Origin of the sequence: Pseudomonas sp. AG1028, from assembly GCF_007993955.1 — a bacterium.
Lineage (GTDB): Bacteria > Pseudomonadota > Gammaproteobacteria > Pseudomonadales > Pseudomonadaceae > Aquipseudomonas > Aquipseudomonas straminea.
On the sequence record NZ_VIVP01000009.1, the window covers coordinates 202573 to 215410 of the forward strand.

The 12838-nt window shown below is 61.4% G+C and carries 11 protein-coding genes; 1 reads left to right on the forward strand and 10 read right to left on the reverse strand.

Annotated features, from left to right (window positions below; genetic code table 11):
• Window position 1 precedes the first annotated feature (1 nt).
• Complete coding sequence (locus FB481_RS16655; protein ID WP_093502980.1) at window positions 2–1195, forward strand: polysaccharide pyruvyl transferase family protein; 1194 nt, start codon at window positions 2–4, stop codon at window positions 1193–1195.
• 956 nt (window positions 1196–2151) lie between these two features.
• Here the strand turns inward: FB481_RS16655 and FB481_RS16660 are convergent.
• The 10 genes from FB481_RS16660 to FB481_RS16705 all read right to left on the reverse strand — a co-directional run bounded on the left by FB481_RS16660 (window position 2152) and on the right by FB481_RS16705 (window position 12825).
• Window positions 2152–2946: a WecB/TagA/CpsF family glycosyltransferase gene (locus FB481_RS16660; RefSeq protein ID WP_147177077.1), complete on the reverse strand. Its 795-nt coding sequence runs from the start codon at window positions 2944–2946 to the stop codon at window positions 2152–2154.
• A 228-nt stretch (window positions 2947–3174) separates the two neighbouring features.
• Entirely contained in the window at window positions 3175–4605 is a 1431-nt protein-coding gene (locus FB481_RS16665) for a mannose-1-phosphate guanylyltransferase/mannose-6-phosphate isomerase (protein WP_093502984.1), read from the reverse strand.
• Window positions 4602–5354, reverse strand: a complete 753-nt coding sequence (locus tag FB481_RS16670; RefSeq protein WP_256662763.1) for a WecB/TagA/CpsF family glycosyltransferase — start codon at window positions 5352–5354, stop codon at window positions 4602–4604. Before FB481_RS16670 ends, FB481_RS16665 begins: the two co-directional genes overlap by 4 nt.
• 62 nt (window positions 5355–5416) lie before the next feature.
• On the reverse strand, window positions 5417–6181 hold the full coding sequence (locus FB481_RS16675) for a glycosyltransferase (protein ID WP_093502988.1): 765 nt from the start codon (window positions 6179–6181) through the stop codon (window positions 5417–5419).
• A complete protein-coding gene (locus tag FB481_RS16680; protein ID WP_093502990.1) occupies window positions 6144–7427 on the reverse strand; it encodes a hypothetical protein in 1284 nt (427 codons plus the stop codon). Before FB481_RS16680 ends, FB481_RS16675 begins: the two co-directional genes overlap by 38 nt.
• Before the next feature lie 69 nt (window positions 7428–7496).
• Window positions 7497–7958, reverse strand: a complete 462-nt coding sequence (locus tag FB481_RS16685; protein WP_093502992.1) for a GDP-mannose mannosyl hydrolase — start codon at window positions 7956–7958, stop codon at window positions 7497–7499.
• A gap of 1 nt (window position 7959) precedes the next feature.
• Window positions 7960–8934 (reverse strand): GDP-L-fucose synthase, encoded by a 975-nt coding sequence (locus FB481_RS16690; RefSeq protein WP_147177079.1) that lies wholly within the window; start codon window positions 8932–8934, stop codon window positions 7960–7962.
• Between the two features lie 2 nt (window positions 8935–8936).
• The gene (gmd, locus tag FB481_RS16695; RefSeq protein ID WP_093502996.1) at window positions 8937–10061 is read right to left on the reverse strand and encodes a GDP-mannose 4,6-dehydratase; all 1125 of its coding nucleotides are present in this window, start codon (window positions 10059–10061) and stop codon (window positions 8937–8939) included.
• A 66-nt stretch (window positions 10062–10127) separates the two neighbouring features.
• A complete protein-coding gene (locus FB481_RS16700) occupies window positions 10128–11276 on the reverse strand; it encodes a glycosyl transferase family 2 (protein WP_093503525.1) in 1149 nt (382 codons plus the stop codon).
• Window positions 11277–11478: 202 nt separating this feature from the next.
• Window positions 11479–12825 (reverse strand): UDP-glucose/GDP-mannose dehydrogenase family protein, encoded by a 1347-nt coding sequence (locus FB481_RS16705; protein ID WP_093502998.1) that lies wholly within the window; start codon window positions 12823–12825, stop codon window positions 11479–11481.
• Window positions 12826–12838: the final 13 nt, after the last annotated feature.

Here is a 12838-nt window from a genome sequence, read left to right on the forward strand (position 1 = left end):
TATGTACGTCGAGATTCGCAAGGCCGGTTTCGTCAACAAGGGCGCTGCGCTGATGCTGCACGCCGCCCTGCAGCAAGTACGCAAGAACATGCCGGCTGCCAAGGTAGTGATGGAGCCAGGCCGCGCCAAGAGCCCATATCCGTACTTCAATCGCGCCTCCCTGGGGCTGTACCAGAAGGCCTGGCTGTGGCGTAAGGGCATCCCTTTCGGTGACCTGGCGGCGCTGGTGCCGGCCGGCATCCGCGAGCAGTACGGCATCGTGCTGGACAAGGACATCAACGTGGTACTGGACGCCGCCGGTTTCGCCTACAGCGACCAGTGGGGCCCGGACCTGTCCGAAGAGCTGGCCCGCTCCAGCAAGCGCTGGAAGAAGCAGGGCTCCAAAGTGATTCTGCTGCCCCAGGCGTTCGGGCCGTTCCGTGACCCACGCAGCCGCGAGGCGGTGAAGGCGTTCGTCGACAACTGCGACCTGATCTTCGCCCGTGAACAGATTTCCTATGACTACCTGACCGAGATCGTTGGTGAGCGCGACAACATCAAGATCGCCCCGGACTTCACCAACCTGATCACCGGGCCGGTACCGGATTACTTCGATCCGGAAATCCACCAGATCTGCCTGGTGCCCAACTGCCGCATGCTCGACAAGACCGACGACAGTGTGGCCAAGGGCTACGCCCCGTTCCTCGAACGTGCTGCCAAGGCGCTGGTCGAGCGCGGCGCCAAGCCGTTCCTGCTGATCCACGAGGGCGAGGGCGATGCGCGCCTGGCCGAGCAGGTGTCCAAGGCCGTAGGTGGCCTGCCGATCCTGCGCGAGACCGATCCGCTGGCCATCAAGGGCATCCTCGGCGCTTGCCGTGGCACCCTGGGCAGCCGCTTCCACGGTCTGGTCAGTGCGCTGTCGCAGGGCGTGCCGTCGCTGGCTACCGGCTGGAGCCACAAGTACCAGATGCTGTTCGCCGACTACGGTTTCTCCGAAGGCGTGCTGGACATCAACCTGAGCGACGAGGAGCTGAACCGCGCCCTCGACAACCTTACCGACCCGGTGCAGATGCAGGCGCTGTCCGCGCGCCTCAATGCGCATTCGGCGGAGCTGAAGACCCGTACCCAGGCCATGTGGAACGAAGTGTTTGCGCTGATCGAGCAGGGGCGCAGTGTACGTAGCGAGAAGTCGGTCGCGGTTGCCGCAGGTCGATAACGGAGAAGGGCGATGCAGCATCCGCTGCGTCGCCTTTTCCAGCATGTCAGACCGATGTTCTTCGTTCTGTAGGGGAACACCCGGTTGATACCGGACTGGCAGGTTTGTGTGTATCACCTACTGGCTTCGCACTATCCATTACCGCGTCTACTGAACCATTGTGTTGCGCCCCTTACGGGCGCCACACCTTTCTTGCTTGCCCAAGAAAGGTGTGCCAAAGAAGGGCACCCCGACATTCGGGTTTCGCTGCGCGAAACTTCCCTCGCTCTGGCGACGCTCCGGGGGCCGGCTTACATGGGCCGTCCCTGGCCCATTAAGCCTCTCGCCGCATCCATGCGGCTCGTCCCCCTACACGACACCTCCGCTCGGCCTCCTGACGGGACCGGAGCGCGAGCTTTCAATATTCCCACGGGCTCAAGCTCGGCGGCGTCTGTTTTTGCCTTTGCTTTTGCTTTTGAGCTGCGATCGCACAGGCGACGCCCAATTCCCCTTCAGGAGGCCGAATGGAATCGCCACGTAAGGGGCCGGGCGGGTAGCCATGAGCGACATGGAGGTCGCGAGAGCTGCGATGGGCCAGGGATGGCCCTTCGTCAGTGGGCCGCATTCGGTCGTGCCCTGGAGTGGTGAAGGAATGAGGTAACCCCAGCGCAGCCGGGGCCGGATGGTGGGGTGCCCTTCTCTTTGGTTACTTTCTCTTGGGCAAGCAAGAGCTACGAAGCGCAGCGAAGTAACAGCCGTAGGCTGGCCCGAAGGGTGAGCGCAGCGAATCAAGTGACTCGCCCGTAAGGGGCGAAACCCATCAGGCAAGGCGGCATGCTAATGGAGAGTGCCAAGCCATCGGTAACGAGCGCTTTATTGCCAGTCCGTTGCCAAGACTGATTCCCTTGAAATACCGCGATGAACAAAAAACGCCCGAACGATCACTCGTCCGGGCGTTTTGGCTTCTGCAGTCGACCTCAGGATTTGCGGTCGTAGGCACCTTGCTCGCTGACGGCGACCTTGCTGTCGCGGCCATTGCGCACGATGTAGTAGAAGAACTGCGGGATGCCGATCACGTAGCGGGCGAACAGCCGACGCGGCTCCATCAGCAGGCGATAGGCCCACTCCATGCCGACCTTGCGAAACACCTCAGGTGCGCGGTTGAAGCGCTGGGCGGCGAAATCCAGAATCGCGCCACCGCAGATCATCAGGGCAGGGCAGTTGAGCTGGCGCTGCAGGATGACTGCCACCTCTTCCTGACGCGGCATGCCCATGCCCATCACGATCAGCGGAATCTTGCCCGGCTGCAGGTGCTCCTGAACGAACTCCAGGTAGCGCTCCACCGGTTGGAAACCATCGATGGCATGGTACTCACGGCCGTTGAACAGGGCATTGGCACCTTCTTCCGTCCACGGCTCACAGGTGCCCATGGCGAACAGCTGGTACTGGTCGCTGCGCTCGTCCTGCAGGGCGTGCTCGATCAACGCCGGAATGAAGTCGGTACCGTTGAGGTTGGCGCCGGGCGCCAGGCCGTTCAACTGGCACGCCAGCTTGATGCCGATGCCGTCGCGCAGCAGGTGGTTGATCTGCAGGAAATGGCGACGGGCGCGTTTGTCCTGCTGGATCAGGTTGTAGCCGTGCTGGTTGAGAAAGCCGACGATGGTCGGTTTCTTCGGCGTGCTCAGTTCTTCGAGCAAGGGCGTCACATCATGTTCTTCCAGCAACTTCAGTTTGTGAATAACTGGGTCGTACAGGAGTTTGGAAGTTTTCACGGGCGAGCCTCGTTGTCGGAAAGTAAAAAAATCATCCGGAGTCTGTTCACTAGGGCTTCGCGCTTTGCTTGTTGTTGTAGAAGTCCGTTTGATGGCGAAATTGAAGGCAATCCGTGCCTCATTGAATGTGAACTGGCAGAGCCATTACGGAGGTGGCGAACCACCCGGCGAAGGGGCCCCATAGGGCCCCGGTGAAGGGCGCCGGCGCACATGAGCGCTGGCCTGACCTCAGGCCGCGGAAACCTTGAGTTCCTTGACACGGCCATAGTTGTCGGAGAAGCGGATGATATCGTCCTCGCCCAGGTAGGTCCCGGACTGCACCTCGATCAGTTCCAGTGGAATCATGCCCGGGTTTTCCAATGCATGAATCTGGCCAATCGGGATGTAGGTCGACTGGTTTTCGGTGACCATGTAGGTTTCATCGCCGTTGGTGACCTGGGCGGTGCCGCTGACCACGATCCAGTGCTCTGCACGGTGGTGGTGCATCTGCACCGACAGCTTGGCACCAGGCTTCACGGTGATGCGCTTGACCTGGTAGCGCGCGCCCTGATCGATGGAGTCGTACATGCCCCACGGGCGATACACCTCGCGGTTGTTGAGATGCTCGCAGCGCTCTTCACGCTTGAGCTGCTCGACGATGCGCTTGACCTCCTGGGCCTTGTCCTTGTGCGCGACCATGACGGTGTCCTTGGTCTCGACGATGATCAGATCCTCGACGCCGACGGTGGTCACCAGGCGGTAGTCGGCGTGCACGTAGTTGTTCTGGCTGTCGTGGCTGAGCACGTCACCCTTGTGCACGTTGCCGTCGGCGTCTTTGTCGCTGACGTCCCACAGCGCGGACCAGGAACCGATGTCGCTCCAGCCGGCATCCAGCGGCACCATCACCGCGTCTTCGGTCTTTTCCATAACCGCGTAGTCGATGGAGTCTTCCGGGCAGGCGGCGAACGCCTCCTTGCCGATACGCACGAAGTGCATGTCTTCTTCGCTTTGCGCAGTGGCGCGGCGGCAGGCTTCGAGAATCTCAGGCTGCCAGCGCTGCAGCTCTTCCAGGTAGCGGCTGGCGCGGAACATGAACATGCCGCTGTTCCAGAAGTGCTCGCCGGAGGCCAGGTAGCGCTCGGCGGTTTGGCTGTCCGGCTTCTCGACGAACTGGGCGACGGTGAAGCCGCCTTCACCCGCCGCGGCGCCTTTCTGCAGGTAGCCGTAACCGGTTTCGGCGTGGGTCGGCACGATGCCGAAGGTCACCAGCTTGCCAGCCTGGGCGAAGGGTAGGGCGGTTTCCACGGCACGGTGGAAGGCGTCCACATCCTTGATCAGGTGGTCGGCGGCGAGAATCAGCAGCACCGGATCATTTTCCTTTTCTAGCGCCTTGATCGCGGCCAGAGCTACCGCCGGTGCGGTGTTGCGGCCTACCGGCTCGAGCAGGATGCTGGCGTTGTCGATGCCGAGGGTGCGCAGTTGTTCGGCGGCGAGGAAGCGGTGCTCCTCGTTGCAGATCAGGCACGGCTGGCTGGCGTTCAGGCCGTCCAGGCGGCGAATGGTCGCCTGCAGCATGGACAGCGAGTCATCGGCGATCGGCAGGAACTGCTTGGGGTTCAGTTGGCGCGATAGTGGCCACAGACGAGAGCCGTTACCACCGGAAAGAATGACAGGAATCATCGTGGAGCTCCTCCCATGAAGAGTGATTGCCGAAGGCGGAATTCGCGGGCCAGAATCGGCATGATCAAAAACGCGTCGCGGACGTAGCGGCCCACCAGACGGCGTGGTTCGGTATAAGCACGGTGCAGCCATTCCAGCGAGCAGCGTTGCATCCACATCGGGGCGCGTTGCAGCTTGCCGGACAGGAAGTTGATCGAAGCGCCCACGCACAGGCCGATGCCGACCGCCTGGTCGGTCTCGAAGATCTTGTGGGCAAGAATCTCCTGGCGTGGGCAGCCCACCGACAGCACCACCAGATTGGACGGGTGCTCGACCACGAACGACAGGCAGGCCTGAACCGCTTCGTCGTTGTCGATGAAGCCCATCGGCGGGTTGTGGTGGTGGAAGGTGATGCTCGGGAAGCGCTCACGCAGGCGAGCGACGTCATCGTCTTCGCAGCCGATGATGGTCACGCTCCAGGCGCGCTCTTCGGCGATATTCATCAGCTCCGCGGTCAGCGTGCTGCCCGGAATGGCGTCCTCGACCGGCACCTTGAGCATGCGCAGCAGCGGCAGCAGCACGCGGCTGTCGCAGATGCGGTGGCGGGCCACGGCGTAGGCGCGCTTGAGGTCACGGTCGGTTTCCAGTTGCACCACGTGATTAACGTTGGGCGTCACGATATAGCTGTATTTCTCGGTGCTGTGCTCAACCAAGTCCTCGATCAGGCGATCCTTGGTGCCACCGTAGAACTCGATATCAAAGGCTTTCATCAACACCTCTTTGCGCCACTGGCGCGTATCACGCACGGGCAAGGATTCCTGTTGCTCGCGATTCATTTGCCCAATGCCGCCTTCAGCAATTTGCTGTGCGTATGCAGGTAATGCAGGACATACAAAGAGATGCTATGCAGCGGGGATAGTTTCATGACCTCCCGACGAATGCGCATGTCTTCCTTCAGCGCGTCGAAGCGGCGGCTGGTGGAAACCCCGGTGGTGTCGAAGATGCACAGCGGCGACTCGATCTTCAGCACGTCGCGCTGATGATCCTGGCCCTGGAGAAATTCGACGATCATGCAGTAGTCCGCCGAGAGCTTGAAATCCTCGCGAAAGCGCACGTTGCGCAGACGCTCGTTCTCGAAGTACATGGCCTGGTGGCTGGACGGCATGCCCAGCACCAGGTGCTCGATCTTCTTCGCTTTCTGCGGGGTAAGGCGACCCTCGGCGTTCTGCAGGTAGTAGTCGCCGTACACGTAGCGAGGCTTGCCGGGTGCTTTCTCGATGGCATCGGCGACCTTCTGCAGCACGTTCTCGTCGTAGAAGAAGTCGCCGCTGTTGAGGAACAGCGTGTAGCCCTCGGTCGCCGAGCCCTTGATCAGGCCCTTGTTCATGGCGTCGTAGAGGCCCTTGTCGCGCTCGCTGGTGATCTCGGCGTAGGGCTCGTCGATGGTCGCCAGCCACTCGGCGCCGCCATCGGTGGAGGCGCCATCGACGACTATCCAGCGGAAGTTGCGGTAAGTCTGGGCCGCCACACTCTGGTAGGTCTGCTTGAGACCCTCCAGGTTATTCCAGTTGATGGTTACGATACTGAATTGGGTCATGGCGTGTGCCTCTGATCTCACGAGTCGGGGATTCTTGCGCAACGTAGGCGCGGGAGAAGTAAAGGAAGCAGGCGGCGCCGATACCCAGTACATCGCCGCCGTACATCATCGAGTTGGATAGGAACATGTTGAGCATCTGGAACCAGAAGATCAGCTGGAAGGCACTGAGCAACGGGCCTTTTTCGGGGCAGCGCTTCATGATGCGCAGATAGCCGAAGTAGAAGATCAGCGCGATCAGCGGAGTGAGGAAACCGTAGCGGTAGTAGACGCCGACGATGCCCACGTCCGAGAGGTAGAAGTGCTCGTTGTAGAGCGCCCCGAAGCCGCCTTTCCACTGCAGCGACAGCGAGCCCATGCCGATGTACATGTTGTCCGCGACCGCGCCGAGGATGATCGCCGTGGTGTTGTCGCGCACGCCGGGGCCGGTGGTGGCCTCGTCGAGCAGTGCCTGGAACTTGTCGAACTGCGCGTAATAGAACTCGGGGAAGATGGCGAACGAGGCGACCAGAATGGTGGCGGCCAGCAGCCCGAGCTTGAGCAGCGAGTCGATACGGTCGCGGAAGATCCAGATACCGGCCAGGGCCCAGATGACCATGGTCTGGCGGGTCTGCAGTACCAGCCACAGGTAGGAGGCGAAGAACAACAGGATGCAGACTCTGGCCACCGAAATGCGCTCCTTCATGCTGTACATCAACATGAAGGCGCAGATGGTCACGTAGCTTGAACCGATTCGGTAGCGATCAGGGCGCAGCAGCTGGCTGCCGGCGTCCTTGGCGTCCATGGTGAAGGACACGCCGGCGTTTTCCGGGATGATCTTGAAGAAGTAGCAGTAACCCACGAAGGCGCAAGTCAGGCCCGAGTACAGGAAGAAGGTCTCCAGGTGCTTCTGGGTCGGCGATGTCTTGATCATCAGATACAGCGCCGGGAAGAACACCAGGTAGGCGAAGCTGCGGCGCTCCTCGAGCAGGCCGTAGATGAACGGCTGGTCGAAGTTGAGCTCGGCCATGATCGCCGAGACGACCGGCAGCACCAGGCCCATGAAGATGATCCACAGGCTGGTCTTGGACTGGTAGATGCGCTTCCAGACCAGGAACAGTGCCCCGGAGGCAGCCAGAATACCGAGCAGCCAGAGCTCGCGCAGGTAGGGGATGCCAGCCTTTTTGTCGTCGGTCAGAAAGAAACAGGCCGAGTTCAGGACAAACAAGATCAGCAGCAGATTGCGGTATGCCAGGAGTTGCTTGAACAAGCTCGCCTTCCCATATCGAAATTGTCTTGGCCCACAGGCGACGCCGCGTAGGCGTGGCTTGCGAGGTATCTAGTACAGCGCCTGCAAGTAATCGCGGGTGTTGCTGTGGATGCGCGGCTCGTCGCGCATCTCGTCAATCGGCCACCAGCGGTAGCGACCGTGTTGCACGCTCGGCGGCTGCAGGTTCTGCTGCGCGCCCAGCTCGATTGCGTAGGCAATGACCACATAGTGGGTATCCGGCGAGTCGCCGAACACGCTGTCGTCATAGAAGTGCTCGTACACGCCGAGCAGCCTGCTCTGGTCGCGGCTGAACGCCTGGCCCAGTTCTTCCCGGGTCAGGCGGGCGAAGGCCGCGTCCAGCGTTTCATTCTTTTGAATCCGCCCGCCTGGGGCGAACCAGCTGCCCTGGGCTGGGCGGTTGAGCCGCTCGCCCAGCAGCAGTTCGCCCTGCGGGTTGCGTACCAGAAGATCGATGGACACCAACGGGGTGCTGGCGACCACGGTCTTGAAGGTATCGGCCGGCAGGAACATGTCAGCCCCGTACGTCGTCGATGTTGTCGACGAACCAGCGGTAGGCGTCGCGCAGACCGGTTTCCAGGTCGATGCTCGCCGTCCAGCCGAGCTTGGCCAGGCGCGAGACGTCCATCAGCTTGCGTGGCGTGCCATCGGGCTTGCTCGAATCGAAGGTCAGGCGACCTTGGAACTCGGTGACCCGCGCGATGGTTTCGGCCAGCTCGCGAATGGTGCAGTCCTGGCCGGTACCGACGTTGATGTGCGAGAGCATCGGCTGGGTGTGCGCCTGATAGCTCGCCTCATCCAGGTTCATTACGTGAACGCTGGCCGCGGCCATGTCGTCGACGTGCAGGAACTCGCGCATCGGCGTGCCGCTGCCCCAGATCACCACCTCATCGTCGCCACGCAGGGTCGCTTCATGGAAGCGGCGCAGCAGGGCAGGGATGACATGGCTGTTTTCCGGGTGGTAGTTGTCGTGCGGGCCGTACAGGTTGGTCGGCATCACGCTGCGGTAGTCACGGCCATGCTGGCGGTTGTAGCTCTCGCACAGCTTGATCCCGGCGATCTTGGCGATCGCGTAGGGCTCATTGGTCGGCTCCAGCACGCCGGTCAGCAGGGCTTCTTCACGCATCGGCTGCTCGGCATGCTTGGGGTAGATGCACGAGCTGCCCAGCGACAGCAGCTTTTGGACGCCGGCTTCGTGGGCCGCGTTGATGACGTTGGCCTCGATCATCAGGTTCTGATAGATGAAGTCGGCCGGATACTGGTTGTTGGCATGAATGCCGCCGACCTTCGCCGCAGCCAGATAGATCTGGTCGATGCGCTGCTCGGCGAAGAAACGCTTCACGCTGGCCGCATCGACCAGATCGACGCTTTCGCGCGGCGCGGTGATGATGCTCTGGTAACCCAGGCTCTGCAGGTGGCGCACGATCGCCGAACCGACCATTCCACGATGGCCGGCGACGAAGACGCGCTGGTTGAGAAGCGCGCTCATGCTCAGTTCTCCACGGAGACCGGCAGCTCGTGGCCGTGCTCACGCAGCAGCGCGTGACGCTGAGCGACCTTGAGGTCTTCGCGAACCATTTCGGCGCACATCTGCTGTACGGTGATTTCCGGCGTCCAGCCCAGTTTGGTCTTGGCCTTGGTCGGGTCGCCCAGCAGGGTGTCGACTTCGGCAGGGCGGAAGTAACGTGGGTCGATGCGTACGATCACGTCGCCGACTTTCAGCGCCGGTGCCTTGTCGCCTTCGATGCGCTCGACGATGCCTTGCTCGTCCACTCCGGTGCCTTCGAAGCGCAGGTGCACGCCCAGCTCGGCAGCCGACCAGGTGATGAACTCACGCACCGAGTACTGCACGCCGGTGGCGATCACGAAGTCGTCCGGTTGCTCCTGTTGCAGCATCATCCACTGCATGCGCACGTAGTCCTTGGCATGGCCCCAGTCGCGCAGCGAATCGATGTTACCCATGTACAGGCAAGGCTCCAGACCCTGGGCGATGTTGGCCAGGCCGCGGGTGATCTTGCGGGTCACGAAGGTTTCGCCACGGCGCGGCGACTCGTGGTTGAACAGGATGCCGTTGCACGCGTACATACCATAGGCTTCGCGGTAGTTAACGGTGATCCAGTAGGCGTACATCTTGGCGACCGCGTAAGGCGAGCGCGGGTAGAAGGGGGTAGTTTCCTTCTGCGGAATTTCCTGCACCAGGCCGTACAGCTCGGAGGTGGAGGCCTGATAGAAACGGGTTTTCTTCTCCAGACCCAGCAGGCGGATGGCTTCGAGGATGCGCAGGGTACCCATGGCATCGACGTCAGCGGTGTATTCCGGGGCTTCGAAGCTGACCGCTACGTGGGATTGTGCGCCGAGGTTGTAGACCTCGTCAGGCTGCACTTCCTGGATGATGCGGGTCAGGTTCGACGAGTCGTTCAGGTCGCCGTAATGCAGGATGAAGTTCTGGTTGTCGACATGCGGATCCTGATAGATGTGATCCACTCGCTGGGTGTTGAAGGACGACGCGCGGCGTTTGATGCCATGCACCTGGTAACCCTTTTCCAGCAGGAACTCGGCGAGGTAGGAACCGTCCTGACCTGTGATACCGGTGATGAGTGCTTTTTTCTGTTCCATTGCAATACCTGCGATGTCCAATTGATTAGAGAGCTGTAGCCAAAATCGCTGCGCGCGGTCGGTGGATCAGGCGCGTTTGAGCAGCATTTGCAGGCGTTCGATGACGCCGAGAAAAATGATCCGTACCGACGGAAACTTGTAAAAGAAACGGTAGATGTCGTACTCCGCCTTCTGCCGCGTTTTGCTGTCGCTGATGAGGTCGGCGGAGTCGATCAGGGCTAGGCCCTCACCTTCGATGTTGTGCAGGATGCTCAGTTCCATGGGCTTCATGGAAAGCGCGAAATTGTGCAGCCCGCGGGCGTTGGTACGGGTCAATTGCAGGCCTTTGCAGGTCTTGCTGCCGTACAGATTGGTGGCGAAGTCGTAGTCGGCGAGCACCGGATTGCGCCGCTTGATGCACGCAGGCAGCAGCTCGCAGTAGGCGTCGTAGATCGACAGGCTGTCCTCACGGCGAGCGAACTTGTAGTCCACCGCTTTTTGCTGGATCGGCACCTGGAAACGCGACGAGGCGATGTTGAAGTGCTGGCCCGGGTCGCCGAAGTTGGTGGTCAGCGAGCGGAACGGGTACACGAAGTACAGGTCCTTGGCGATGATGTAGGCGGTGTACAGCTTGAGCCACGAGGACTCCGGCCAGCCGCGAATATCTGCCGGGATGCCGTCGATGTGACTGATATCGGTGCCGTTGTTTTCCAGCCACTGGCGGAAGCCCTGCCAGTGCCGGCGCGACCAGGCCTGGCCCCACGAGGCGGCCATCTGGATGAAGTGCACGTGAGAATCGCCATCGTCGATCGGCATGAAGGGCAGGTCGACGGTCTGGCTGAACTGCACGCTGTAAAGACTGATGCCGGCCACGCCGGTATCGTCCGCATAGGCCTGCAGGGCCCTGTGGGTGTAGTCGTAAAAGAACGGTGAAACGAACAGATCGTCCTCGAGGATGATCACGTCACCGTACTGCTCGGTCAGGTCGCCACAGCTGAGCACGTGCTGGCGCAGGCCGAGGCGCTGCGGGTGGGCGATGATCAGCTTTTCGCCGTGGGGCCAGTCGAACGCTTCGGCGACCTGGCGCGGCGCCGGATTGCCGGAGTTGTCCAGGCTGATCACCAGGCGCACGTTGCCTTCGGGGTACTGCGCCTGGATCAGCGAGCCCAGCAGGCGGCTGAGGCTCTTGGGGCGGTTGTAGCCGATGACGACGATAGTGGGTAATTGTTCGGTCATGGGATCGAAACCGGTCTCTTCAAAAAAGGGTTGAGCCAATCACGGCTGGCACCGCGCGGCGCTCCTTAGCGCGCACCGCTTCGCACGCCTGATCGAAAACCAGGCGGCGGGCAGTGGCAGAGGGGGATTGCAGCGCTATGGCCTTGCGCATGTTGCGTCGGGCCAAGGGGGTGTGGGTGATGACGTCCATGTCAGCGTTGGCTCAGCCGTTCACTTGTTTACGGCCAATGCCGTAATAGTCGAAGCCTTCGCGGTTCACCTGGCCGAGGTCGTACTGGTTACGGCCATCGATGATCACCGGCTGCTTGAGCAGCTTCTTCAGTGCCTTGAAGTCTGGGCGGCGGAACGGCTTCCACTCGGTGACCAACACCAGGGCGTCGGCATCGATGGCGGCTTCGTACTGACCGTCGACGATCTGCAGGCGACCTTCGTTGAACCAGTGCTCCGGGAACTCGCGGGCGGCGGTTTCGCGGGCGATCGGGTCGAAGGCTTTGACCTTGGCGCCGGCGTTGATCAGGCTGTTGATCAGCACCACGCTGGGGGCTTCACGCATGTCGTCGGTACCCGGCTTGAACGCCAGGCCCCAGACGGCGAAGGTGCGGCCCTTGAGGTCGCCTTCGAAGTGGGCGGCCAGCTTGTTGAACAGCGACTGCTTCTGCTGATCGTTACGCGCTTCGACGGCCTGCAGCAGCTTGGGCTCGAAGTCGTTCTGGTGAGCGATGCTGATCAGCGCCTTGACGTCTTTCGGGAAGCACGAGCCGCCGTAGCCGCAGCCGGCGTAGATGAAGTGATAGCCGATGCGCTGGTCCGAGCCGATGCCCAGGCGCACGTTCTCGATGTCTACGTCGAGGCGGTCGCAGAGGCTGGCGATCTCGTTCATGAAGGAGATCTTGGTGGCCAGCATGGCGTTGGCGGCGTACTTGGTCATTTCCGCATCGCGCACGCCCATGAACTTGATGCGCGGGTTGTTGCGAATGAAGGGGGCGTACAGCTCGCTCATCACCTGACGAGCTCGCTCGCTGTCGGTGCCGACGATGATGCGGTCCGGGTGCATGAAGTCGTCGACCGCGGCGCCTTCCTTGAGAAATTCCGGGTTGGAGACCACGTCGAAGCTGATGGTCTTGCCGCGCAGTTCGAGCTGCTCGAGGATCTCGGCACGAACCAGATCGGCGGTGCCCACCGGTACGGTGGACTTGTTGATCACGGTGGTGTGGCGGGTCATCAGGCTGCCGACCTGACGGGCGACTTCCAGTACGTAGCGCAGGTCGGCCGAGCCGTCTTCGCCTGGCGGGGTGCCAACAGCGATGAAGATGATGTCCGACTGCTCCATCGCTTCGGTCAGCTGGGTGGTGAACAGCAGGCGACCGGCCGCAAAGTTCTCTTCCACCACAGTTTCCAGACCCGGCTCGTAAATCGGCAGGATGCCTTTCTTGAGGTTCTCGATCTTTTTCGGATCGACATCCACGCAGACAACCGTGTTGCCCATCTCGGCGATACAGGCGCCGGTGACGAGGCCGACGTAGCCGGTTCCAACGACAGTGATATTCATGGATAAACTTTCC